Source organism: Enterococcus sp. AAFC-DPL-5182, assembly GCF_058216605.1.
In genome coordinates this window covers 1,679,559-1,703,529 of sequence record NZ_CM177101.1, presented here as the reverse complement: position 1 = coordinate 1,703,529, position 23,971 = coordinate 1,679,559, and the positions used below count along the sequence as shown (strand labels likewise).

Here is a 23,971-nt window from a genome sequence, read left to right as displayed (position 1 = left end):
GAAAATGATGATTTTAAAAAACCAGTTACTACACACATTGTAACTGGTTTTTTTGTGTTTTCAACTATTTATAGTCTTTTATTTAAAATTTTGCGAAAATTGAATAAAGAAAGACAAATATTCCCCAATACAAAACAAGCTGTTACAATAAATACTGCACTATACCCCATACCATGCGCTACAGTCGAACCTATCATAGGACCTAAAACTTGTCCAAAATTACTAAACATTTGATTATAACTGTATATTCGGCTAACACCTTCAGATGGGGTGATTTTGCTGATCAACGTATTGATCGATGGCATCAAAGCCCCTGTTGAAAACCCTAGAAAAAAGCGTAACAATCCTAATTGAAAAGGGGTTTTAACAAATGCCATAGGAACATAACAAATCAGCGATAACAGCAGGCCTGCTAACAACACTTTATGATTACCGATCTTATCGCCAAGCTTGCCTAGGATTGGTGACGATATCACTGCCGATACACCCGCAACAGAAACAATTAACCCACTGACAAATAAAATATTGCCAGTATCTTGACTCAACGAACGGATATACAATGTTAAAATTGGGCTGATACTTGTAACTCCAATTTGTAAAATCAAAGTCGTCACAAACAACCCAATCAAAATTGAAACATGATCCATTGCTGAAAAAATTTCTTTTGTACTTAATAAATCCTTCTTTTCGATCGGTTGGAATTCTTCTTTTACCATAAAAATAGTCAATAAAGTCGTGATCAACAAGACAACTCCTGTGATGATAAATACATTTTCCATACCAAACCATTGAGCCAAGGCCCCACCTATAGAAGGTCCAATCAAGTTTCCGGCAATAGCTCCCGTCGATAAAGTCCCTAATGCCCAGCCGCTTTTTTCTTTCGGCGCTTGTGATGCGATCATTGCCGTTGCATTTGGAATATACCCTGAAAGGATACCATTAAAAAAACGCATGATCAAAAGCCAATAAACATTTGGGACAAATGCCAATGAACCCATCGTGATCGTCATTCCGGCTGCCGCTCGAATCATCATAAGCTTGCGACCTTTTCTATCCGCTAAATTACCCCAAATCGGTGCTACGATCGCCGCTGCAAATGCTGTAACAGATATGGCCAGTCCAGAAAACAACTCAACCTGATTCTTAGGTGTTCCCAACTGTTCAACATATACAGGAATAAAAGGCATTACCAGACTAATACTTGCACCAGTAAAAAAACAGCCCAACCAAGCAACCATTAAATTCTTTTTCCAATCAATTTTCATGTTCGTGCACACCTCACAAGTTCTTCACTATTAACTATACTCCAAAATACTCAATCTCTCAAAAAATTTTTCCGTAAAGACATAAAAAAAGCCTAGCTATCTAAAAAGACAGCTAAGCTTTATCACTTAAAAATGAATTATAAAATTGCCAAAATAATAAAATTCAATATAAATAACGCGTTAACGACCCAAAGAATTGGAGAAATTTCTTTGAACTTACCTTTTGCAAGTTTAACTACTGCATAAAAAATGAATCCAGCAGCAATACCATAAGAAATGCTATAGCATAAGCCCATAAAAATCGATGCAAAAAATGCAGGAATCGCCTCTTCTAAATTCGTCCATTCAATATCTTTAAATGAAGCAAGCATCATGACACCAACTAGGATCAAAGCAGGTGCAGTGGCTTGTGCTGGAACGATTGCGATCAACGGTGAAAATAAGCTACTTAATGCAAACAAAGCGGCAACGACAACTGAAGTTAAGCCAGTTCGTCCACCAGCACCAATACCTGCAGCGCTTTCTACATAAGTCGTTGTATTCGATGTTCCAAAAACAGCACCGATCGACGTCGCAATCGCATCTGCAAACAAAGCCTTATCCATTTTTGTAGAAAATCCTTTACTGTCTTCCAGTGCTAATTCGTCTTCTTTAGAAAATATTCCTGTGCGGCGTCCTGTTCCGATAAATGTACCGATTGTATCAAAGGTATCCGATAAACTAAACGCAATCACCGTCATTAAAACTTGAGGAATTTTTGATGCATCACTAAATAATGACTGCATCCCATCAGCACCAAATGCTGCGCCGAAAGTCGTACCCAACTCACTAATAGAATTCCCTAAAGAATTTGCCTGCCAATCAATTGTTGATAAATCAACAACGCCTAGTGGAATCGCAATGATCGTTGTTGCTACAATACCGATCAAAATAGCACCACGGATATTTAAAACAACTAAAACGGTGGTCAAAACCAAACCAATAACAGCTAAGATAATTTCTGGATTATTAAAATTCCCCAAAGCAGGAACAATACTATCTCCATTGACGACACCTTTAGTAGGATCAGCTTGTACAGTAAAATCTAATAATTTTGCATTCTTGATTCCTACATATGCAACAAAAATCCCAATACCGCCGCCAATTGCATGCTGCATGCTTTCAGGTATTGCCTTGATGATCAATTTTCGGATTTTGGTTACAGTAATCAAAACATTGATCAACCCACAGATAAATACCATTGCTAAGGCTTGTTGCCATGTATACCCTAACCCAAAAACAACTGTAAAAGTGAAAAACGCATTTAGACCCATACCTGGTGCTTGTGCATAAGGAACATTCGCGAATAATCCCATGATCAATGTACCAATGATCGATGCAATTATCGTAGCTAAAAATACTGCTTGAAACGGCATACCCGTTTGAGATAAGATTGACGGGTTTACAAATAAAATATAGCTCATTGCGAAAAATGTCGTTACCCCTGCCACCATTTCAGTTGAAATAGTTGTTTTGTTTTCCTTTAACTTGAAAAACTTTTCCATGAAATTGTCTCTCTCCCTTTAACCCTAAAATTTCATCAGGAACATTCAATTCTCTCTTTAACACTGCTATTTAGAGATCGAACTATTTTAAAATAATAAGTGCATCTGTTGATTTCCTGATGAATACTTTTAAAGTATAAGGTAACATCGGTTCCATTTCAACAAAATATTAACTTTAAACCTCATTTTATTTATAAATGTTCGTGTTTTGTATTTTTGTTAATCTTTCTTTATTTTCGTCAACTCTTAAAAATGTTCTTTTGTCATTGAATTGATTTCGTTTATATGTTGGTAATTCGTTCCACTCTATTTTTACAAATTTTTTTGATAGCCCTTCACAGCCTTTGATTTCTAATGAAATGAAAAAGCCTTTACAGTCACTGGATAAAAACGTAACTGTAAAGGCTTTTTAGCTATAGTATGTTTCGCTTCCACAAAACAACAAAGGTGGTACTAATTATTAAGACACCGAATAATCCCATAGGAACAGCTCGTTGCTCTCCAGTTTTCGGTAATTCTTTTTTTGACTCTGTTTTAGAAAGCTCCTTTGGATTAGATGTTTCCAAAACCACCTGCCTCTGAGGTAAAATCTCGATTGGAAACACAACTTTATTTTTCTCTTCGTCAAAAACTACTGCGGTCAATTTCTTTTTCCCTTTAAGATTCAATGAATTAACATTGATTTTGATTCGACCTTCCGAATCAGCTTGCCCAACTAAATCGCCTTCAATGTTTGCATCTCTTGTAGTTGTTTGAGGGATTTCTCCAGCGTAGAGTACAATCGTTGCATTTGGCAATGTGACACCTCTTAACAATTCATCGTCTTCATATAAAGGATCGAAAACCGTTGCCTTTTTGATTTTTTCTTCCGCTTCTTTTGTATCTGGCACTTCTGGCTCTGTCAGATCAACTAATTTTTTGCGATTTTCAATTGATGCTGTAATCAATTCACCAGCCGCTTCTTTGCTTTCTATATAACTAATAAAAGTCTCAGTATCAGGTTGAATCGCATTGACTAAATTCGCTCCAGTAAATCCAGAGAAACCATCCCCACCACCAAATAGAAAGTCATTGATTACAACTAAGTACGATTGATCCGCTTGAATTGGCGTACCATCTTTTTTATGCATATCGTTTACTTTAAATGGTTGATCTGGATCATCAGTAGCTACATAGGTATAGGTCAAACCAGAAATTTGTAAAAAGTAGCGTTCTTCTTCATCATACTGTTCATTTAAGACTTGCTCAATTTGCGTCCCTGTCATTTCAACTACTTGCATGATATTTCCAAATGGCTGTACCGCTTGAGCCGCTCCCCACGTAATATCTCGATTTTCGTTAACATCAAGATCAGCACGAATTCCACCATTATTTGTCATAGCAAAATCAGCTTCGATCCCTTTCGCTCTAGCCATTGCAACTTGTCCATCAGTAATCAAATTTCCCAGAGGAGATTCTTTTGATTCATTCACGTCTCGGGTGATTGCTCCATTTTCTTTCGCTGTTCCAATTTTTTTATTGGTTACTTCTGATACTCGCTCTTGAGCATCCTTTACAGTGGCTGCAACTTTTTCATCGATTTTAGGAACATCTTTTGCTGTAGGATCGACTGGTAAGACTTTTGCTTTTGGCGTCTCGATAAAATCATTCGTTTTAGGATCCAATGTTCCTTGTAGATCAATATACCCTTTTCCTTGTGATGTCGATTGAACAACTCTTGTTTTATCGACTACACCATTTGTATATTGGTGATTATGCGCTGCGAAAAAAGCATCCACGCTATTTTCTGGATAGATTTCATTGACCTTTTTAATGATTTCTGCTGCTTCACCGTTCACTTTATCAGCTTTACTAGTGGCAGGAATATGTGCTAACACAACAATAGCATTCACACCTTGTTCTTTCAATTTACTAGAGTAATAAGCGATCGTTTCTGCTTCATCTAAAAAGTCATATGCTTCATAATGTTCCTTTAAAACTAAGTTAGGAATTTCCGTTGTAACAACTCCTATAAAACCGACTTTTACTTTGTTATTTGCTATTCCCACTTCTTTGATTGTATAAGGTTGCCAACCAAAAGGAATGTCCTCTGTTCCTTTCTTAACAACATTTCCAATTACAATCTGAGTTTTAGAGGCTTCTCTAGGATAAGCCATTAAAATGCCATACGGATCATCCGTTGGTTTTTCACCACTCATAATTCGATGAAATTCTTGAAGCCCTTCATCAAATTCGTGGTTTCCCAATGTTCCTACAGAAAAATCCATTTGATTCAACACTTTGATCGTCGGCTCGTCTTGAAGCAGCCCAGAACTGGCTGGACTTGCACCTACCATATCACCAGCTTGCACACGCAATGTTTGCCCATTGGTATTCGCTGTTTTAAATTGTTCCTGCGCTCGATTCAGATAGCCTGCAAGTAGTGGTGCTGTTCCAGCGTTCGCTACTTTTTTACCTTCATCATCGAAGAATGATCCAGTCGTATTTAAGGCGCCGTGAAAATCATTGATTCCTAAAATTTGAAATGGAATTTCCTCCTCCTGAGCTTGTTGTTCACGTGACAGATTATTTTGTTCAGTCCCGTTGACTGTCTGTGCATCAACAACTTCCGCATTCCAGACTCCTCCGCCAGTGATTCCCCCAATAGTAAACAATACAGTTAACAAAGAACTTTGCCACTTTTTCATCCCTATAACTCCTCTACTTTTGATTCCAAACATACTTATTTAAATAGTAACAAGTTCCTCACACCCTGTCAATATCGCATCTCTTCTTGATTTGTCAATTCCAACCCCCTTAGCAAAAAAATTGTACTCACCAGTAGCAGCTGTAATCCCGTAATCAAAAGAATAAACAACCATTTACTCGAAGACCAAGTAAAAAAAATAGTGCTCAATGTTTGCAGCGGCTTAGTAAAAATATGAACACTATGGAGACGATCGAATCGTCCCACAAAAATAGCTAAGCTAGATAAAAAGTTCACGATCACAATAAACAACATCCCTTGCCATTTATGGTTCAATTTCTTTCTTTTGTAACATTCATTCAGTATCGTAAATAAAGTCGCCATCCCTAAAAAACCATATACACATATTCCAACCGTTAGCAGTCCAAAAGACAACCACGCAGCTAAGGACTGACCAAACAGTTGATTCATCCCTTGATAAATGGGTAAACGCTCTAAATGAAAAAAATCGGTGAAAAGATATGGGGCATTTGGATAAAATAATAGCCAAAGCATTCCTAATAAAAAAAAACCTTGCTTATTCACTTTCTTAACATGAAAACTAATTTCAAGTGGTATGTAAGCTAATAATACATTTAAAGCCATGAATTGGTAGACCTCAGCAAAAAGCAACATATAAACACAATAAACCAACGTCGCTATCCGTATTGACCAACGATAGAGTTGAATCAAATTTTCCACCGTCCTTTCTTTACTTAGTGTATCATAAAGAAATTTTTTTCTAAAATTTTCTTGAAAACTTGTCATTCTGACATTTTATGCTAGACTTAGTTAAAGAACGATTTCCGGGAGGAATGATTTTGAAAAAATTAATTGCAATCGATTTAGATGGTACAACTTTAAATGCACAATCACTGATCAGTTCAACAACTGAGAAAGCCTTAAAAAAAGCTATGGCCCATGGACATTACGTCAGTATTGTTACTGGTCGTCCCTATCGAATGAGCGGTCAGTTTTATCGACAGTTAGGATTAGCTACGCCAATGGTCAATTTTAATGGTGCTCTTGTTCATATGCCTGAAAAACAATGGGCTGATGAAAAAGAAACAGGTATTCAAAGAGACTTAGTTTTCGATATTTTAGCTCAAAAAAAAGCTTTAAATCTTGATTTTGTAGCCGCAGAAAATAAAGAAACTTTTTTCATTGATAGTCTCGATTACTTTGACTCTACTTTTTTTGCCTCAGAAGCTACGTCTAGCAATCTTCTGACTGCTAAAAATTTACTTACAGATCCTACCTCGATGATGGTTCGGACTTCTAAAGACCAAGCAGCACTTGTTTCTGACTCTCTAATGAAGCAGTACGGTGACTATGTTGATGTTAGAACTTGGGGCGGTCCTACGCCTATTTTAGAAATCGTTTCTAAAGGTATTCAAAAAGCGAAGGGCGTCGAGCAAGTTGCTAAATACTTAAATGTGAAACGTTCAGATATTATTGCATTCGGTGACGAACATAATGATGAAGAAATGTTGGACTATGTAGGCTGGGGCGTTGCAATGAAGAACGCTACTGACCAAATAAAATCTGTTGCCAACGACATCACTGAAAAAACCAATGACGAAGATGGACTAGCTGATTACCTAGAACGTTATTTAGATTTAAATAATCAGTAACCATTCTTTACAAGTACTTTTTAATGACTGGAACAAAGCATATTGCTTTTTGTTCTGGTCTTTTTTCTTTTTCCCATTTTGACAAAACACAAAGCACTTGTTAAAATAAGAACGTACGTTCTTATCCATTCAGAAATGAGGAGCTATTATGGATTTGTCTAGAAAGATTGAAATTCTTGCTGAATCAGCAAAATATGATGTTTCATGTTCCAGCAGCGGGGTCACGAACAACACACGAAACGGAACGGTAGGTAGCACCGCAGCAGCCGGTATTTGCCATACCTTTACAAGTGACGGACGTTGCGTATCTCTTTTAAAATTATTATTCACGAATGCTTGTATTTTCGATTGTCATTATTGCATCAACAGAAAGTCTAATGCAATTCCACGAGCTACCTTTACACCACGGGAAATTGCTGATTTAACAATGGACTTCTACATGAGGAATTATATCGAAGGACTTTTTCTAAGTTCCGCAATTATAAAAAATGTCGATTATACCAGTGAATTACTGATCAAAACATTGAGAATTTTGCGCTATGAAAAAGGCTTCAAAGGCTACATTCATGTCAAAGCCATTCCAGGAGCAGACGAAAAGTTAATTGAGGAGTTAGGATATTTGGCTGATCGAATGAGTGTCAACGTTGAGCTTCCTTCACGAGAAAGCCTTAAACTTCTAGCACCTGACAAAGATCCCTTCGCATTATACAAACCTATGAAGCAAATCACGCATAAGAAAAAAGAATTATCTCAATTTCCTGCGACACAGCAAAACAATTCTTTTGTTCCCGCAGGCCAATCTACACAAATGATCATCGGCGCTTCACCAGAAAATGATCGCTCTATTGTGACAATCACTGAAAATCTTTATCAAAAATATGATTTAAAAAGAGTCTATTACTCTGCTTACATTCCCGTAAATCAAGATTCTTTATTGCCAGCGATCACAACTGATCCACCACTACTAAGAGAACACCGACTGTATCAAGCAGACTGGTTGATGCGATTTTATCGATTTTCTGCAGCTGAGATTTTGTCTGAAGATAAGCCTAATTTCAATTTATATCTAGATCCTAAAGCCAACTGGGCTGTCCAAAATTATGACCAATTTCCAGTTGACATTCAATCGGCTTCTTATGATCAGCTGTTACGGATTCCTGGACTCGGTCCAAAAAGCGCCCTTAACATTATAAAAGCCCGAAAGTACTATCAATTGCACCTTACTGACTTAAAAAAATTAGGCGTAGTAGTCAAGCGGGCTCAATATTTTGTCAGCTGTAACGGTGTTTGCCAATCAGGATTGATCAACGATCCCGAATGGGTCATCTCTTCCTTGATTTCATCACGACAATATGAGACTTTAAAAAAAGCAAACAGTCAATCACATCACGAACAGCTAGCTTTGTTTGACGTCGAACGTTTTGAAACGATTAAAAATAAGGAGTCTAAGTATGCATATTGAAAAAACGACCGAAATATGGGAATATGACGGCAGTTTTTATGGTTTTTTGACAATTGTTTATCACGCATTTACAAAAAAACAGTTTCCCGAAATCATATTAACACCTGATATTGCTGTAGAAACTTTGTTTCTAAGCCGTTGGATTGAAACTGATGAACCTTTAGCTCAAAAAATATATGAACGACTGACGAAACGATTAAGAAAAGAAAATACTCAGTTTATTATTGATGGATTTTATTGTTCCTTAAGAGAAAAGGAACGCTGTTTACTAGATGCTATTCAAATCGCCTTAGAATCAAAAGACTTGTTGAGCAATCACCTAGGGCATCCTTCTATTTTAGCATTGCAAAAATCTTTAAAAGCTTTATTCGGTGAAGTTCATCTTTTTACAGGCTTTATTCGATTTGAGTTTGCAGGAAAACTGCTTTATAGTACCATTTCTCCAAAACATTTTTCCCTCCCATACCTCTGCCCTCATTTTGCCAGAAGGTATCCTCAGGAAATGCTCATGATTTATGATGATACCCATCGCTTATTAGGTATTATAAAGGAGGGACAAATAAGTTTTATTGAAAATAGCGACCCGCCACTCTTCAATAAAACTGATTCTGAACAAGAAATTCAAACAAATTGGCGTACCTTTCTTCAAGCCGTTACTATCCAAGAGCGAAAAAATGAGCGAACCCAACTTTCCCACTTGCCTAAGCGCTATCGCCCTCATATGTTTGATTTTCAATGACCACATCTTTCTATCTAAAAAAGTGAGTAGGCTATGCCTACTCACTTGAAATACATAAAAAACGATAGAATCATAAGCAATTCCTATTATCAGCTAGTCTATTCTAAGGTGGATCTTTTTTACAATCAACTTATCAGACAAATGAGATTGGTTGCTTTGTTCCCCGATAACCTCAGCAAAAATATTAGTTCGATCTTCTTTTTTCTGAAGTTGGTATTCAATTTTTCCAGTCTCATTCAGTTCATTCATCATCTCATTGTAGTCATCAAGATCATTTTTTTTAGTAATGAACTCCAATGAAACCAATTGATCGTCTAAGTTTTTAGTAGACATTAATGAGCCAAATGCAATTTTTTGACGTATCGCTTGATTTAATTGCCCTATTTTTATGTCTTGGCTTTGCTCCGTCGCTTTTTTCTTGATCAGAGCTTCATATTGATCTACAGTCAACATCACACCTGCAACTTTATTTCTATTGTAGATATAGACACCAGCTTTTATTTCTTTAGCTGTTTCAAAAATCGTCATAGGCGACTGTTTCACATCTGTAATTGAAAATGACACGTCTTTATTCATCTTATTTTCCATTCGTCAACTTCCCTTCCAAATGATTATATCACACAGAATTTTAGTGTGAAGGAATTTTAGAAGTTATCCGTATTTTATCAATATGATTCAAGACATTATCTTTTCAATTGGTAGTATTTCTTACTTGTCGATTCCTTTAAAACCAATGTCTTTTCGATAAAAAGTTCCTTGTGTCTCGACATTATCCAGCATACTATAAACTGCTTGGCGCGCTTTTTCCAACGTAGCTCCACTAGCTTCGACTAGATAAATACGTCCACCATCAGAAATGAATTGATTGCCCTGCTCTTTTACTCCGGCGTAATAAACATGTTTTGAATCCAGATCTGAAAAACTTGGGATGTGATGTCCTTTTTGATACTCACCAGGATAACCTTCAGCAGCGACAACAACGCCTATATTATATCCTGCTTTTTTCCACTTTATCTCTGGTTTATTTCCTCTCAGTAAATCATCAATGATCTGAGCAAAGTCACTTTCTAAACGCTGAAGCACAACTTGCGTTTCGGGATCTCCAAAGCGAGCATTAAATTCGATTACTTTAGGACCCGTTTCAGTAGCAATCAACCCGGCATATAAAATACCTGTAAAAGCTCTTCCTTCTGCGATCATACCTTGTACTGTTGGTTTTAGAATTGTCTCAACCGCTTTTTTTACAACCCCTTCAGAAATCTGCGGGCATGGGCTGTATGCACCCATTCCTCCAGTGTTAGGGCCAAGATCATTTTCATAGGCGCGTTTATGATCTTGGGCGATTACCATCGGATAAACTTCCTGTTCACGAACAAAAGCTAATAAGGAAAATTCTTCCCCGCTAAGAAACTCTTCAACAACAACTTTGGCACCGCTTGAACCAAATTTGTTCTGTTCAAGCATATCATTCAGCGCTTCAACAGCCTCTTCAACCGTCATTGCGACTACAACACCTTTTCCAGCAGCTAAACCATCAGCTTTAATGACGATTGGAGCACCTTTTTTCATAACATAAGCCTGAGCTTCTTCAAAATCAAAGAATGTTTGGTGATCGGCTGTCGGTACTTTGTATTTATTCATAATTGTTTTCGCAAAGTCTTTAGATCCTTCAATGAACGCCGCCGCTTTGACTGGACCAAAAGCCAGTAATCCAGCAGCCTTAAAGTCGTCAATGATCCCGTTTAACAATGGAATTTCCGGTCCAACAAATGTCCAATCGACACTATGTTCTTTAGCAAATTTGATTAATCCAGAATGGTCATCTTCTGCAATATCTACCAATTGAATGCCATCTTTTTTCATTCCAGCATTGCCTTTCGCACAAAAAACAGTTGCTACTTTAGGACTTTGAATCAACTTTTGAGCAATAGCATGTTCTCTTCCGCCGCTCCCAATGACTAAAATTGTTAATCCCATCAAATTCTCCTTTTAATGTCTAAAGTGTCTAACATCAGTAAAGACCATAGCAATCCCATACTTGTCAGCCATATCGATAGACTCTTGGTCTTTGATACTGCCACCTGGTTGAACAATCGCTTTAATCCCATGTTTCCCGGCGTATTCGACACTATCTCCCATTGGAAAAAAGGCATCACTCGCTAAAACTGCTTCGTTGGCTTTTTTTCCAGCTTGACTGATTGCGATTTGAACAGATCCAACACGATTCATTTGCCCTGCACCAATTCCTAAAGTTTGATGACTATTCGCAACAACGATTGCGTTACTTTTTACATGTTTGACTGTTTTCCAAGCAAATTCTAACGCTTTTAATTGGTCATCCGTGGGCGTTCTTTTTGTCACCACTTGCCAGTTTTCTGTTTTTTCTTCAATCAGATCTTGATTTTGAACTAATAATCCACCTAAAACAGAAACTTTCTCATCTTCTTTTGACTCATCCTTCTTAGAAAAATCCAGTGTCATCAACCGCAGATTTTTCTTACTACTTAAAATATTAAATGCTTCTTGTGAAAAACTTGGAGCAATAATGATTTCCAGAAATAGCTTATGCATTTTTTCAGCAGTTTCTCCGTCAACTTCACGGTTCAAGACAATGATTCCCCCAAAAATCGAGACAGGATCAGCAGCATAGGCAGATTGATAAGCTTCATTAATTGTTTCACCAATGCCGATTCCACACGGATTCATATGTTTGACTGCAACGACTGTCGGCTGATCAAATTCTCTAGAAATTCGAATCGCAGCATCTGCGTCTTTGATATTGTTATAAGATAATTCTTTTCCATGAAGCTGTGTTGCACTCGCTATTGAAAAAGAAGTTGGCAATGTATTTTGGTAAAAAGAAGCATGCTGATGACTATTCTCTCCATAGCGCAATACTTGTTTTAAATCATATGTGAGTGTTAACGTTTCTGGTTCATGCTCCCCTACAGCATCAGTCAGATATTCTGCAATCAAAGCATCATAGGCTGCGGTATGACGAAAAACTTTGGCTGCCAATTTTTGTCTCGTTGAAAGCATTGTTTCTCCTGATTCAGAAAGCTCCGTCAATATTTGATCGTAATCTTTAGGATCTACAACAACAGTCACAAATGGATGATTTTTCGCAGCGCTTCTTAGCATACTCGGTCCACCAATATCAATATTTTCAATCGCTTCTTCTCGGGTTACACCCTTTTTCAAAATCGTTTCCTTAAATGGATAAAGATTTACACAGACAAAATCGATTGGCTGTATTCCGTACTGTTCCATCGCTTCTAGATGTGAACTTAAATCACGACGCCCCAACAAGCCTCCGTGGATTTTCGGATGTAATGTTTTCACTCGTCCGTCCATCATTTCTGGAAAATCGGTGACTTCTTCAATTGAGATCGTCGCGATTCCTTCTTGATCAAGCACAGCTTTTGTACCACCTGTAGAAATAACTTCTATCCCTTGTTCTGCCAACCCTTTAGCAAAAGCGATTATCCCTGTTTTGTCTGAAACACTGATCAGCGCTCTTTTTTTTATCATGAATGATTCTCTCCTTGCCACGTTTTAATAAGTTTCGCTAAAATACTTGGAAATAGTTTATGCTCTACATTATGAATTTTTTCTTCCAAAGAAGCAAGCGTGTCATTGCCTTCGATCATGACTTTTTCTTGGGCAATGATTGGTCCTGTATCGACACCATCATCCACATAATGAATCGTAACACCTGTTTCCGCTACCTTTGCACAAAATGCATCCTTGATTCCATTCAAACCAGGAAAATTCGGTAATAAGGATGGATGGATATTGACCATACGATTTGAAAATACTTCTAATAAAGTCGGCCCAATGATCCTCATATATCCTGCTAAAACAACAAGATCGATTTGCTCTTCTTCAAGTAAATGGAGAATCTCCGCTTCATACATCGCTTTTGAGTCAAAATCTTTTGGCGAAAATGCAATAACAGGAATTTGCAGTGCTTTTGCTCTTTGAACTACGTAAGCATCTTTTTTATCACTAAATAGTAAAGTGATTTCGGCATCTATTTCTCCCGATTTTACTGCTTCAGCAATTGCTTGAAAATTACTGCCATTACCTGAGGCAAATATCGCTAACTTCATGCTTACACCTCTTTAAAGACAACTGCTTGCTCAGCTTCTGTAATGATCTTACCAATAATATAGCTAGGTTCATTCTGCTGTTTTAAAATCGTTCGCACATCGTCGATTTTTTCAGGAGACACCGCTAGAATCATTCCGATTCCCATATTGAAAATTTCATACATTTCCAATGATGGGATTTGACCATATTTTTCTATACTTTTAAAAATAGGCAATGATGGCCAGCTGCCAATCTGTATTTCTGCAAATAAGCCATTTGGCAACATTCTCGGTATATTTTCCACAAAACCACCACCCGTAATATGAGCAATACCATTCACCAATTCCTGTTTTATTAATGGCAGTAGAGCTTTTACATATATTTTGGTAGGTTTTAATAGTTCCTCACCTAATGGCTTTTCGTTTAAATCAGAAAATAAACTTTCTCCAGTAAATTGGTGTGTTTCAAAAAATATTTTACGTACGAGAGAATAACCATTTGAATGAACCCCACTAGAGGGTAAACCCAAAAGAATATCCCCTTCTTTGATGCGATCCCCCGTGATTATTTGACTTTTTTCTGCTATCCCCACGGCAAATCCGGCTAGATCATAATCATTTTCGCCATACATACCTGGCATTTCAGCGGTCTCGCCACCAATCAATGCAGCACCTGCTTGGAGACATCCTTCAGCAACTCCTGCAACTACTTGTTCTAAACGTTCTGGTCTATTTTTCCCTGTGGCAATATAGTCTAAAAAATATAGTGGTTCTGCTCCTTGAGCGACAATATCATTCACGCACATAGCAACACAATCAATGCCAATCGTATCATGCTTATTCTCTTGAATCGCCAACATCAATTTTGTTCCTACCCCGTCTGTTCCCGAAATCAAGACAGGTTCCTTCACTTCCACCGTACTTAAATCAAAGCATCCCCCAAAACCGCCCAAAGTCCCCATCACACCCATGCGTTCTGTTCGTTTAACATGTTTTTTGATTCTTTCCACTACTTCATAGCCTGCCTCGACATCAACACCTGCTTTTGTATAAGCATTTCCCATTATGGCGTTCCTCCTAATTAGTACGATTAAATCGTTTAGCGCACTCTTAATCGCTCAAGCAAAGTTGATTTTTTCTTTCAAAGACGCTTGATATCTCTCTGCATAATCATATAACGGTGTTGGGTAATCTCCATTAAAATAGGCCATACATAGTCCCGAATATGGTGCGTCGTATTTTAGTCCAATTGCCTCAATCAAACCTTGCTCACTTAAAAAATTTAATGAATCCGCTTTGATCAACTGTTCGATTTCAGCAACAGAATGATTAGCTGCGATCAATTCTTTTCTAGTCTGGATATCAATCCCATAAAAACAAGGGAATCTTAACGGAGGTGAAGCAATTCGCACATGTACTTCCTTAGCACCGGCATCCTTGAGTAATTGAACGATGCGCCGACTTGTCGTTCCTCGAACAATTGAATCATCTACCATTATCACTCGTTTTCCTTCCACAACACCACGAACGGCAGATAGTTTCATTCTAACGCCTTGTTCTCTCAATTCTTGCGTAGGTTGAATAAATGTCCGAGCAATATATTGATTTTTCACTAACCCCATCTCATAAGGGATACCACTCGCTTCAGCATATCCACTTGCTGCGGAAAGAGAAGAGTTAGGTACACCTACTACCATATCAGCTTCGATGGGTGCTTCTTCTGCCAAACGCTTTCCCATATTTTTTCGAGCTGTATGTACATTTATACCCGCTATATTTGAATCTGGTCTGGCAAAATAAATGTATTCCATTGAGCAAATGGCATATTGCGTATCTTTGGTGTATTTTTCTATTTTATAGCCAGTATCATCAATGATAATCATTTCACCAGGACCTACATCGCGGACAAAAACGGCACCGATCACTTCTAATGCACATGTTTCGCTCGCAATTACATAAGCACCATTTTTCATTTGCCCGATAGATAAAGGGCGAAAAGCATTTGGATCAAGAGCTGCAATCATTGCTGTTTCTGTCATTAACAGATAAGCAAAACCACCTTTGACAGTCTGCAAACTCTCTTTTAAACGTTCATTGAATGTTGTCTTTTTACTTCGTCGAATTAGGTGCATTAAAATCTCAGTATCCGAATTAGAGTGAAAAATTGCGCCAGTTTGCTCTAACTCTTTTCGTAAACTTTTTGCATTGGTTAAATTACCGTTGTGCGCCAAGCCACAGGCACCGTCATAAAACTTGAATAAAAATGGCTGGATATTATCCACACTTCCATTTCCTGCAGTAGCATAGCGCACATGACCAATGGCAGAATTTCCTCCCAGAGAAGTTAGAGAACGATCATCTTTAAAGACTTCAGAAAGTAAGCCCAATCCCCGATGACCATTCAACTCGCCTTCATTATTCGACACGATCCCTGCACCTTCTTGCCCTCGGTGTTGTAGACTGTGCAATCCAAAATATACTACTCGAGCGGCATCAGGATGACCCCAGATGCCAAAAATGCCACATTCTTCATTTAAACTCTTCACTTCATAAGACATGGAATGGCTTCCTCCCACAATACTTTGGCTGTTTGTGTCAACACTTCAATCGTTTGATTTTCTGTTTCTATGCTGATCATCTCATCGTCTGTTACTTTGCCAATCAATTGTGCATGACCGTTCATTATTTTTTCAAATGCTGTTTGATTTTCTGACTTAATCGATAGCACAAACCTCGACTGTGTTTCAGAAAAAACAAGTGAAACTGGCATCTCAAGCTTAACCTTGAAGCCTACCCCTTTTTCAAATGCAGATTCAGCTAATGCCACACCTAAGCCGCCTTCAGAACAATCATGAGCACTTTGAATCAACCCTAACTTGATTGCTGTCAACACTATTTGTTGGATTTCCTTTTCATAGGCTAAGTCAAATGTCATTAGTTTTCCTTCAATATAACCAAGAGTCATTTTTTGTAATTCACTACCGTTAAAATCAGCTTTTGTTTCACCTAATACATAAATCAAATCTCCAGTAGATTTAAAGCCTTGAGTGGTAACATCTGACAAATTCTCTATCAAGCCGACCATTCCAATCACTGGAGTAGGATAAACCGCCTGACCGTTCGTTTCATTATATAAAGAAACGTTTCCAGAAATTACTGGGGTTTCTAAGACTTCACAGGCTTTAGCAATTCCGTCCGCCGATGTCCAAAGCTCCCAAAATCCCTCTGGTTTATCAGGCGAGCCATAATTTAAGCAGTCTGTAATTGCCAATGGCTTGCCGCCGCTTGCCACAATATTTCTTGCAGCTTCTGCCACTGCTATTTGTCCTCCGATTTCTGGATTTAGATAAAGATAACGAGCATTACAATCCGTCGTCATAGCCAAAGCTTTTGTCGTTCCTCTAACACGTAAAACCGCAGCATCACTTCCTGGTAAAACCACTGTATTCGTTCGAACTTGAGAATCATATGTTTCATAAATCATTTTTTTAGAGGCTATTGTAGGTTGCTGTAATAAATTTAGCAATGTCTCAGTTCCGTCAGTTACATCGGGATAAAAATCTGCTACTCTTTCAAACTTTTTGATTCTTGCTGGTTCACAGCGTTCTTTATTATAAACTGGTGCATCTTCCGCCAACGCATCGACTGGTAAGTTCGCTACTTCTATACCATGATGATTCAGCCGATATAGCCCATCATCGGTTACTTTACCAATCGTCACAGCATCTAATTCGTACTTTTGAAATAGTTCTATCACTTCCGCTTCATGCCCTTTTTTAACACAGATCAGCATCCGTTCTTGAGACTCTGAAAGCATCATTTCATAAGGTGTCATTTCCGATTCACGTTGAGGGACATGGTCCAAATCTAAAATCAAACCTGATCCTGCTTTAGAAGCCATTTCGGCACTTGATGAGACTAATCCTGCAGCACCCATATCTTGAATTCCAACCAAAATATCCGCATGCTCTAAAATCAATTCCAGACACGCTTCAAGTAATAATTTTTCCATAAAAGGGTCTCCTACTTGAATTGCAGAACGCTGTTGCTCTTCCCCTTCGACAAACTCTTCAGAAGCAAAAGTTGCACCATGAATACCGTCGCGTCCTGTTTTCGCACCGACATACATAATGCTATTTCCTACACCTTTCGCTTGCCCTTTTTGAATATTTTTATGATCAATTATCCCAACACACATCGCATTTACTAGCGGATTTCCTTCATAGCAAGGATCAAATGCCACTTCACCACCAACCGTTGGAATCCCAATACAGTTGCCATAGCCACCGATTCCAGCTACGACTTCTTCTAACAAATATTTTGTTCGTTCATTTGTCAACTCACCAAAACGCAGTGAATCTAAAATCGCGATTGGTCGGGCCCCCATACTAAAGATATCTCTGATGATACCGCCAACACCTGTAGCCGCACCTTCATAAGGTTCAACTGCAGAGGGATGATTATGACTTTCTGCCTTAAAAACAACTGCTTGACCATCACCGATATCGACGATTCCCGCTCCCTCACCAGGACCTTGTAAAACATGGGAACCTTCAGTTGGAAATTTTTTTAAGACTAGCTTTGAGTTTTTATACGAGCAGTGTTCACTCCACATAACAGAAAATAACCCTGTCTCTGTATAGTTTGGCATACGCCCTAAAATATCCTCTTCGATCATACGATATTCTTCATCTGTCAGACCCCATCCACTATAAATACGCTGACTTTTAATTTCTTGCGGCGTAGGCTCTTTCACTTTCATCATGCGTTTGCCCTAACCTTTCCATAGTTTTTTATAATCGATTTGAAAAAGCGCAATCCATCATCAGATCCTAATAAACTTTCTACTGCACGTTCTGGGTGCGGCATCATTCCTAATACATTGCCTTTTTCATTGATAATTCCTGCGATTTTTTCCAAACTCCCATTGGGATTTTCATCAGCGTAAGTAAAAACAATTTGTTGGTTGGCTTTTAACTGTTCAAGGATTTCCTCATCACAATAGTAATTCCCTTCTCCATGTGCAATAGGTAGTTGGATTACTTCGTCTTGTTGGTATTCTGAAGTAAAATTAGTTTGATGATTAACAACGTTTAACCGAACCGTTTTACAAACAAAATGAAGCGACTCATTTTTAAGCAATACCCCTGGCAAAAGACCTGCTTCAACTAGTATTTGAAACCCATTGCAAGTACCAAACACAGGTTTCCCTTCATCTGCGAAGCGAATCACTTCACTAATGATTTTTGAAAATCGGGCAATTGCACCACACCTCAAATAATCCCCATATGAAAAACCACCAGGGATCAAAACCCCATCAAATCCTGCTAAACTGTCTGCATCATGTCGCACATATTCAGCATCTTGACCTAAAATATTTTTGACCGCCCATAGAAGATCCATATCACAGTTTGATCCTGGAAAAACAACCACTGCAAACTTCATTTTTAGACTTCCTCTCCGATTTCATATCGATAAGTTTCCATATTAACGTTAGCTAGTAATTTATCACAGATCTCTTCAATTACTGTTTCAACCGGTCGTGCTGATTTTCTGACTTTGATTTCAAAGTATTTGCCAATCCGGATTTCATCAATTTCACTGAAGCCAAGACGATGTACTGCTCCTTTAACGGCTTCACCTTGTGGATCTAAAACAGAATCTTTATACGTAACATACACTTTTACATCAAACATAGTAAAATAGCTCCTTCGTTTTTTTAGTTGAATACTTTTTCTAATCGAATCAAAACCTCTTGATAAACTGGAATCATATCTCCTAAATTTCTTCGATATACATCTTTATCTAAATGATCTTTTGTTTTGTCATCCCATAATCGGCACGTGTCAGGTGTTATCTCATCTGCAAGTATTATCGTTCCATCTGCTCTTCGACCAAACTCTATCTTAAAATCGATCAAACGAATTCCCACCTCTGAAAACAATTCAATCAATACTTTATTTATCCTTTGCGCCTCGTGTTTTATAAATGTAATCTCTTGTTCTGTCGCAATATTCATAATCTTAACATGATCATCATTAATCAGCGGATCATCCAAATGATCATCTTTGTAGTAAAACTCTAGGACTGGATAATCAAGTATTTGGCCTTCTAAAATAGCTAGCCGGTTCGCAAAACTACCTGCAGAAACATTTCTAATGACCACTTCCAATGGAATAATCTCAAGCATCTCCACCAATTGTTCGTGTTTAGATATTTTTTCAATAAAATGATTTTGTATGCCGTTTTGCTTAATTTGTTTAAAAATAAGTGATGTTATCTGATTGTTCAAACTGGCTTTTCCTTCTACAATATCTTTACGACCACCATTCAATGCAGTTGCTTGATCGAGATACTCGACTCTTAACATCTTAGGATCATCCGTTTTAAATAGCTTTTTGGCTTTTCCTTCGTACAATAGAACGTCATTTCTTATCAATCACGACACATCCTTTTTCCGTACTTTTAAAAAAAACAATCATTTTTAGTTCGTCTTTATATTCATTTACAGTCTAGCAAGACTATGGCAACACGTCAACCATTTGTTAATTATAATACTAAAAACATGTAAAATCGTTCGCGTTTTAACAATTTCAATATATTCTCTCCAACGAATAAACTTGTAAGCATTTACAAGTATTAAGAAAAATGGTATGCTAATCAAAAGTAAATATTTTTTGTTTTAACTAGTGAGGATTTTTGGGAGGGAACACAAGGATGACTAGCGATTACGATAGTTTAGCGCAGGATTTTTTGGCAGGATTGAAACCTGAAGAAAGAACAAAATTGTATAATGATTTGCTGGCTTTAGAAGAAGTCCACAAATTAAATCAACATAGTTCTTACTATACTTTTAAAAATTTGAAACGAGCAGTTCATCGTCATTCAGAAAGACGCAAACGAACATTTCGTTATAAAAATAGTTTTAATACTGAATTAGTCATACATCAAATACATGAACAACATTTTTTTAAAAACAACTACTGCATACATGTCTATTTTAATGCACATGAATATACGTATTTACTTATTGACCACTTGCTTTCAGCATTGAAAACCCCGAAATCTGCAACGATACGTACTTTTCAAGAGGTTACAGTTTAAAGGGTTTCATACAACTAAAGGATTATTTGGCTAAAACGCACACCGTTTTAGTCTTTTTTGATTAATTAAGAAAGGAGAAATTCTATGAAAAAAGTAAAAGTGACAGTAGATCGACCTGTCGGCTATAAAGATTCTTTTGGAAATGTCTATCCAATCAACTATGGATACATTGAAGGAGTAATTGGAGGAGATGAGGAAGAACAAGATGCTTATATTTTGAATGTCCCTTCCGAAAAAATGAGCACATTTACTGGTATTGTGACAGCCATTATCCATAGACATGATGATAACGAAACAAAATGGATCGTAATTCCTGATAATACACTAATTTCTAAAAAACAAATTATCGAGCAAACGTATTTTATAGAACAACATTTCGATAGCTATGTAGTGATGCTGTGATAAAAAAATAGTAGTGAACTCCCCGCACTCGGGAGTCCGCTACTATTTTTTCAAGTCTAAGCTAACCCTACTCGTTCAAAAATGATATCCACATTCTTTAAATGGTAATTATAATCAAAAGCATCATCTAATTCTTCTTTAGATAAAATCGAAGTGATTTTTTCATCCGCTTCAAGTAATGGCCTAAAGGCGGTCTGATGATCCCAAGCATAGGCGGTCTTCGGCTGTACTATATCGTACGCTGCTTCTCTTGCCATCCCATGATCAATCAACTTCAATAAAACTCGTTGACTATAAATCAAGCCATATGTCGCATCCATATTTCGTTTCATATTTTCAGGAAATACAGTTAGATTTTTTACAATAGTAGAGAATCGATTCAACATATAATCAAGTAAAATCGTTGTATCTGGAATAATGATCCTTTCAGCTGAAGAATGCGAAATATCACGTTCATGCCACAATGTTACATTTTCATAAGCTGTCACCATATGTCCACGAATAACACGAGCAAGACCTGTCATATTTTCGGAACCGATTGGATTACGTTTATGCGGCATTGCAGATGAACCTTTTTGACCTTTCGCAAAGAACTCTTCTACTTCTCTAGTTTCTGATTTTTGCAAACCACGAATTTCTGTAGCAAATTTTTCAATACTTGTTGCCACTAATGCCATTGATGACAAATATTCTGCATGCAAATCACGAGGTAAAACTTGTGTAGAAATTTCTTGTGCTCTAATTCCCAAATGTTCACAAACGTATTCTTCAACGAAAGGAGAGATATTCGCAAAAGTACCCACTGCTCCACTGATCTTCCCAGCTTCCACACCTTTTGCTGCATGTTCAAAACGTTCAACATTTCTTTTCATTTCTGAATACCATAGCGCCAACTTCAAGCCAAATGTAGTAGGCTCAGCATGAACACCATGAGTACGCCCCATCATAACTGTATGCTTATGTTCTTTTGCCTTTTCACCAATAATTTCAGTGAATTTCTTTAAATCTTCTCGCAAAATATCATTAGCTTGTTTTAGTAAATAGCCATAAGCCGTATCAACTACATCTGTACTTGTTAGGCCATAGTGAACCCACTTACGTTCTTCGCCTAAGCTTTCTGATACAGCACGAGTGAATGCAACCACGTCGTGTCGAGTTTCAGCTTCTATTTCTAAAATTCGTGCTACGTCAAATGATGCATTGTCCCGAATTTTTTGTACATCCTCTTTAGGGATATCCCCTAATTCTGCCCAAGCTTCATCAGCCAAAATTTCTACTTCTAACCAAGCGTTGTAGCGGTTTTCATCTGTCCAAATAGCACCCATTTCAGGTCGTGTATAACGATCGATCATTCGTGTATTTACTCCTTTTTAATCCCAAATATTGGTTTGATATATATCTTCTAAGGTCTCAAAAATATCCTCTGTCAAAACAGTGATATGACCCATTTTCCTGTCTTTTTTGGCTTCTGCCTTACCATAATAGTGAAAATGCCAGTCAGGTTTTTCGGAAATAACATCCATTGTTTCATAGATTTCATTTCCCAAAATATTGACCATTACAGCCTCTGATAAAAGATCCACTTCCGGAAGCGGCCACCCGCAAATCCCGCGAATATGCGCATCAAATTGACTCATCGAACATGCTTCAATAGAATAATGACCAGAATTATGGGGTCTAGGCGCTAGCTCATTTACATAAATACCACCGTCACTTGTTAAAAACATCTCCACGGCCAAAGTACCAGCCAAATCAACGGATTCTGCAATAACACGAGCAATTCGTTGCGCTTCAACGACCACTTCTTCATCTACTCTTGCTGGAGCAATCGTTTCATGTAAGATGTTATTTCGGTGAATATTTTCAACTACTGGAAAAACAGTAATCTCGCCTTTCCCATTGCCGCTTACCAATACTGATATTTCCTTTTCGTATGGAATCCAAGCTTCTAAAACACACGTTCCTTCTCTCAGTATATTCATCGAAGGAGCCAAATCAGAAGTGCTATATAATACAAACTGACCTTTTCCATCATAGCCGCCACGAGTTGTTTTCAGCACACATGGATAACCGATACCATCAATAGCATCTTGAATATCTGTTGGGCTTACAATCGTAGCATAAGGAGCAATAACAATATTATTTTCTTCTAAAAAAGACTTTTCCAGTAAGCGATCTTGTGTAATGGCTAAAAGATCTGTTCCTTGAGGAATGCTTACTAAATCTTGAACTTGTATCAATGCTCCAACATCAACATTCTCAAATTCGTATGTTAGAACTTGCGAGCGTTTTGCTAGTTCTTCTAAAGCTTCTATGTCATCATAATCAGCTAATAAATGCCAATCAGCGACTTGAGCAGCAGGACAGTCAACAGTCGGATCTAAAACCCCCACACGAAAACCCATTTCACGTGCGCTAAGAGCCATCATCCTGCCTAATTGTCCGCCACCTATAATACCGATCATTTGTCCTGGTAATAGAGGTTTATTCAAGTTCATCACTACTTTCCATCACAGTTTCTTCAAGAAATTTACGCCGTGCGTCTAATTTCCCTGCTAACTCTACATCATACATGGAAAGCATCCGAACTGCAAGTAGTCCGGCGTTCGCTGCACCAGCTTTTCCAATTGCTGTAGTCGCAACTGGAACTCCACTAGGCATTTGAACGATAGACAGTAACGAATCTAACCCATTCAATGCTTTCGATTGGATTGGGACACCAATCACTGGTAAAGTTGTTTTGGCAGCGATCATTCCAGGTAAATGCGCCGCACCTCCAGCACCTGCAATTATCACTTTCAACCCACGATCACGAGATTGTTCTGCAAATTCAAACATATAATCAGGAGTGCGATGTGCCGATACTACTTTTTTTTCATATGAAATCCCAAATTCTTCCAGACAATCACATGCATGTTTCATCGTTTCCCAATCAGATGTACTTCCCATAACTACTGAAACTACGACAGACATAACAATCCCCTTTCTTATTCTCCTTACATTTT

22 protein-coding genes are annotated in these 23,971 nt (G+C 37.7%); 5 read left to right on the top strand and 17 right to left on the bottom strand.

Translation table 11 applies throughout. The features are described from left to right. Positions 1 to 68: 68 nt before the first annotated feature. From AC4BB7_RS07865 to AC4BB7_RS07850, 4 genes are all read right to left on the bottom strand, one after another. Positions 69 to 1,265 carry a multidrug efflux MFS transporter gene (locus tag AC4BB7_RS07865; protein WP_086312868.1) on the bottom strand — a complete coding sequence of 399 codons (1,197 nt, stop codon included), beginning with the start codon at positions 1,263 to 1,265 and terminating at the stop codon, positions 69 to 71. 137 nt (positions 1,266 to 1,402) lie between these two features. After that, positions 1,403 to 2,809 carry an NCS2 family permease gene (locus AC4BB7_RS07860; RefSeq protein ID WP_490484988.1) on the bottom strand — a complete coding sequence of 469 codons (1,407 nt, stop codon included), beginning with the start codon at positions 2,807 to 2,809 and terminating at the stop codon, positions 1,403 to 1,405. A 413-nt stretch (positions 2,810 to 3,222) separates the two neighbouring features. Next, entirely contained in the window at positions 3,223 to 5,496 is a 2,274-nt protein-coding gene (locus AC4BB7_RS07855; RefSeq protein ID WP_490484987.1) for a 5'-nucleotidase C-terminal domain-containing protein, read from the bottom strand. 68 nt (positions 5,497 to 5,564) lie between these two features. Next, positions 5,565 to 6,170 (bottom strand): DUF1361 domain-containing protein, encoded by a 606-nt coding sequence (locus AC4BB7_RS07850; RefSeq protein WP_490485132.1) that lies wholly within the window; start codon positions 6,168 to 6,170, stop codon positions 5,565 to 5,567. Positions 6,171 to 6,355: 185 nt separating this feature from the next. Between AC4BB7_RS07850 and AC4BB7_RS07845 the strand changes: the two genes are divergently transcribed. From AC4BB7_RS07845 to AC4BB7_RS07835, 3 genes are all read left to right on the top strand, one after another. Continuing rightward, the gene (locus tag AC4BB7_RS07845; RefSeq protein WP_490484986.1) at positions 6,356 to 7,168 is read left to right on the top strand and encodes a Cof-type HAD-IIB family hydrolase; all 813 of its coding nucleotides are present in this window, start codon (positions 6,356 to 6,358) and stop codon (positions 7,166 to 7,168) included. A 148-nt stretch (positions 7,169 to 7,316) separates the two neighbouring features. Next, a complete protein-coding gene (locus AC4BB7_RS07840; protein WP_490484985.1) occupies positions 7,317 to 8,630 on the top strand; it encodes a putative DNA modification/repair radical SAM protein in 1,314 nt (437 codons plus the stop codon). Continuing rightward, on the top strand, positions 8,620 to 9,369 hold the full coding sequence (locus tag AC4BB7_RS07835; RefSeq protein WP_490484984.1) for a TIGR03915 family putative DNA repair protein: 750 nt from the start codon (positions 8,620 to 8,622) through the stop codon (positions 9,367 to 9,369). Before AC4BB7_RS07840 ends, AC4BB7_RS07835 begins: the two co-directional genes overlap by 11 nt. A 93-nt stretch (positions 9,370 to 9,462) precedes the next feature. On the opposite strand, the gene AC4BB7_RS07830 is transcribed toward AC4BB7_RS07835, so the two are convergent. The 10 genes from AC4BB7_RS07830 to purC form a co-directional block, all read right to left on the bottom strand. After that, positions 9,463 to 9,957 carry a prevent-host-death protein gene (locus AC4BB7_RS07830; protein ID WP_086312862.1) on the bottom strand — a complete coding sequence of 165 codons (495 nt, stop codon included), beginning with the start codon at positions 9,955 to 9,957 and terminating at the stop codon, positions 9,463 to 9,465. A gap of 120 nt (positions 9,958 to 10,077) precedes the next feature. Beyond that, entirely contained in the window at positions 10,078 to 11,346 is a 1,269-nt protein-coding gene (gene purD, locus AC4BB7_RS07825; RefSeq protein ID WP_490484983.1) for a phosphoribosylamine--glycine ligase, read from the bottom strand. A gap of 12 nt (positions 11,347 to 11,358) precedes the next feature. Then, positions 11,359 to 12,900: a bifunctional phosphoribosylaminoimidazolecarboxamide formyltransferase/IMP cyclohydrolase gene (gene purH / locus AC4BB7_RS07820; RefSeq protein WP_490484982.1), complete on the bottom strand. Its 1,542-nt coding sequence runs from the start codon at positions 12,898 to 12,900 to the stop codon at positions 11,359 to 11,361. After that, positions 12,897 to 13,481, bottom strand: coding sequence for a phosphoribosylglycinamide formyltransferase (gene purN, locus AC4BB7_RS07815; protein ID WP_490484981.1), 585 nt, complete (start codon positions 13,479 to 13,481; stop codon positions 12,897 to 12,899). The genes purH and purN overlap by 4 nt, the downstream gene beginning before the upstream one ends. A 2-nt stretch (positions 13,482 to 13,483) precedes the next feature. Beyond that, positions 13,484 to 14,524, bottom strand: coding sequence for a phosphoribosylformylglycinamidine cyclo-ligase (gene purM / locus AC4BB7_RS07810; RefSeq protein ID WP_490484980.1), 1,041 nt, complete (start codon positions 14,522 to 14,524; stop codon positions 13,484 to 13,486). A 54-nt stretch (positions 14,525 to 14,578) separates the two neighbouring features. Next, positions 14,579 to 16,018 (bottom strand): amidophosphoribosyltransferase, encoded by a 1,440-nt coding sequence (gene purF / locus AC4BB7_RS07805; RefSeq protein ID WP_490484979.1) that lies wholly within the window; start codon positions 16,016 to 16,018, stop codon positions 14,579 to 14,581. After that, the gene (gene purL, locus AC4BB7_RS07800) at positions 16,003 to 18,225 is read right to left on the bottom strand and encodes a phosphoribosylformylglycinamidine synthase subunit PurL (RefSeq protein WP_490484978.1); all 2,223 of its coding nucleotides are present in this window, start codon (positions 18,223 to 18,225) and stop codon (positions 16,003 to 16,005) included. The genes purF and purL overlap by 16 nt, the downstream gene beginning before the upstream one ends. Then, entirely contained in the window at positions 18,222 to 18,905 is a 684-nt protein-coding gene (gene purQ, locus AC4BB7_RS07795) for a phosphoribosylformylglycinamidine synthase subunit PurQ (protein WP_490484977.1), read from the bottom strand. Before purQ ends, purL begins: the two co-directional genes overlap by 4 nt. Before the next feature lie 2 nt (positions 18,906 to 18,907). Further along, positions 18,908 to 19,156: a phosphoribosylformylglycinamidine synthase subunit PurS gene (gene purS, locus AC4BB7_RS07790; RefSeq protein ID WP_086312854.1), complete on the bottom strand. Its 249-nt coding sequence runs from the start codon at positions 19,154 to 19,156 to the stop codon at positions 18,908 to 18,910. Positions 19,157 to 19,179: 23 nt separating this feature from the next. After that, positions 19,180 to 19,896, bottom strand: a complete 717-nt coding sequence (gene purC / locus AC4BB7_RS07785) for a phosphoribosylaminoimidazolesuccinocarboxamide synthase (protein ID WP_490485131.1) — start codon at positions 19,894 to 19,896, stop codon at positions 19,180 to 19,182. 281 nt (positions 19,897 to 20,177) lie between these two features. Here purC and AC4BB7_RS07780 point away from each other — a divergent pair, with 281 nt between their 5' ends. Together AC4BB7_RS07780 and AC4BB7_RS07775 are read left to right on the top strand one after the other, a co-directional pair. Further along, positions 20,178 to 20,564 (top strand): hypothetical protein, encoded by a 387-nt coding sequence (locus tag AC4BB7_RS07780; protein WP_490484976.1) that lies wholly within the window; start codon positions 20,178 to 20,180, stop codon positions 20,562 to 20,564. Positions 20,565 to 20,648: 84 nt separating this feature from the next. After that, on the top strand, positions 20,649 to 20,966 hold the full coding sequence (locus AC4BB7_RS07775) for an inorganic pyrophosphatase (RefSeq protein ID WP_490484975.1): 318 nt from the start codon (positions 20,649 to 20,651) through the stop codon (positions 20,964 to 20,966). Between the two features lie 56 nt (positions 20,967 to 21,022). Here the strand turns inward: AC4BB7_RS07775 and purB are convergent, their stop codons facing one another. From purB to purE, 3 genes are read right to left on the bottom strand one after another with little or no spacing between them, the layout of a single operon-like run. Then, entirely contained in the window at positions 21,023 to 22,318 is a 1,296-nt protein-coding gene (gene purB / locus AC4BB7_RS07770) for an adenylosuccinate lyase (RefSeq protein WP_086312850.1), read from the bottom strand. 18 nt (positions 22,319 to 22,336) lie between these two features. After that, positions 22,337 to 23,467, bottom strand: a complete 1,131-nt coding sequence (purK, locus tag AC4BB7_RS07765; protein ID WP_170922935.1) for a 5-(carboxyamino)imidazole ribonucleotide synthase — start codon at positions 23,465 to 23,467, stop codon at positions 22,337 to 22,339. Next, positions 23,451 to 23,939, bottom strand: coding sequence for a 5-(carboxyamino)imidazole ribonucleotide mutase (gene purE, locus AC4BB7_RS07760; RefSeq protein ID WP_490484974.1), 489 nt, complete (start codon positions 23,937 to 23,939; stop codon positions 23,451 to 23,453). The genes purK and purE overlap by 17 nt, the downstream gene beginning before the upstream one ends. Positions 23,940 to 23,971: the final 32 nt, after the last annotated feature.

Excerpts from the sequence above, each read along its gene's own strand:
- purD (WP_490484983.1), bottom strand. The coding sequence starts at position 11,346 with ATGGGATTAACAATTTTAGTCATTGGGAGCGGCGGAAGAGAACATGCT.
- AC4BB7_RS07830 (WP_086312862.1), bottom strand. The coding sequence starts at position 9,957 with ATGGAAAATAAGATGAATAAAGACGTGTCATTTTCAATTACAGATGTG.
- purL (WP_490484978.1), bottom strand. The coding sequence starts at position 18,225 with ATGATGAAAGTGAAAGAGCCTACGCCGCAAGAAATTAAAAGTCAGCGT.
- AC4BB7_RS07850 (WP_490485132.1), bottom strand. The coding sequence starts at position 6,170 with ATGTTGCTTTTTGCTGAGGTCTACCAATTCATGGCTTTAAATGTATTA.
- purH (WP_490484982.1), bottom strand. The coding sequence starts at position 12,900 with ATGATAAAAAAAAGAGCGCTGATCAGTGTTTCAGACAAAACAGGGATA.
- AC4BB7_RS07775 (WP_490484975.1), top strand. The coding sequence starts at position 20,649 with ATGAAAAAAGTAAAAGTGACAGTAGATCGACCTGTCGGCTATAAAGAT.
- purF (WP_490484979.1), bottom strand. The coding sequence starts at position 16,018 with ATGTCTTATGAAGTGAAGAGTTTAAATGAAGAATGTGGCATTTTTGGC.
- purM (WP_490484980.1), bottom strand. The coding sequence starts at position 14,524 with ATGGGAAATGCTTATACAAAAGCAGGTGTTGATGTCGAGGCAGGCTAT.
- AC4BB7_RS07860 (WP_490484988.1), bottom strand. The coding sequence starts at position 2,809 with ATGGAAAAGTTTTTCAAGTTAAAGGAAAACAAAACAACTATTTCAACT.
- purS (WP_086312854.1), bottom strand. The coding sequence starts at position 19,156 with ATGTTTGATGTAAAAGTGTATGTTACGTATAAAGATTCTGTTTTAGAT.
- purN (WP_490484981.1), bottom strand. The coding sequence starts at position 13,481 with ATGAAGTTAGCGATATTTGCCTCAGGTAATGGCAGTAATTTTCAAGCA.
- purE (WP_490484974.1), bottom strand. The coding sequence starts at position 23,939 with ATGTCTGTCGTAGTTTCAGTAGTTATGGGAAGTACATCTGATTGGGAA.
- AC4BB7_RS07780 (WP_490484976.1), top strand. The coding sequence starts at position 20,178 with ATGACTAGCGATTACGATAGTTTAGCGCAGGATTTTTTGGCAGGATTG.
- purQ (WP_490484977.1), bottom strand. The coding sequence starts at position 18,905 with ATGAAGTTTGCAGTGGTTGTTTTTCCAGGATCAAACTGTGATATGGAT.
- purB (WP_086312850.1), bottom strand. The coding sequence starts at position 22,318 with ATGATCGATCGTTATACACGACCTGAAATGGGTGCTATTTGGACAGAT.
- AC4BB7_RS07835 (WP_490484984.1), top strand. The coding sequence starts at position 8,620 with ATGCATATTGAAAAAACGACCGAAATATGGGAATATGACGGCAGTTTT.
- AC4BB7_RS07840 (WP_490484985.1), top strand. The coding sequence starts at position 7,317 with ATGGATTTGTCTAGAAAGATTGAAATTCTTGCTGAATCAGCAAAATAT.
- AC4BB7_RS07855 (WP_490484987.1), bottom strand. The coding sequence starts at position 5,496 with ATGAAAAAGTGGCAAAGTTCTTTGTTAACTGTATTGTTTACTATTGGG.
- AC4BB7_RS07865 (WP_086312868.1), bottom strand. The coding sequence starts at position 1,265 with ATGAAAATTGATTGGAAAAAGAATTTAATGGTTGCTTGGTTGGGCTGT.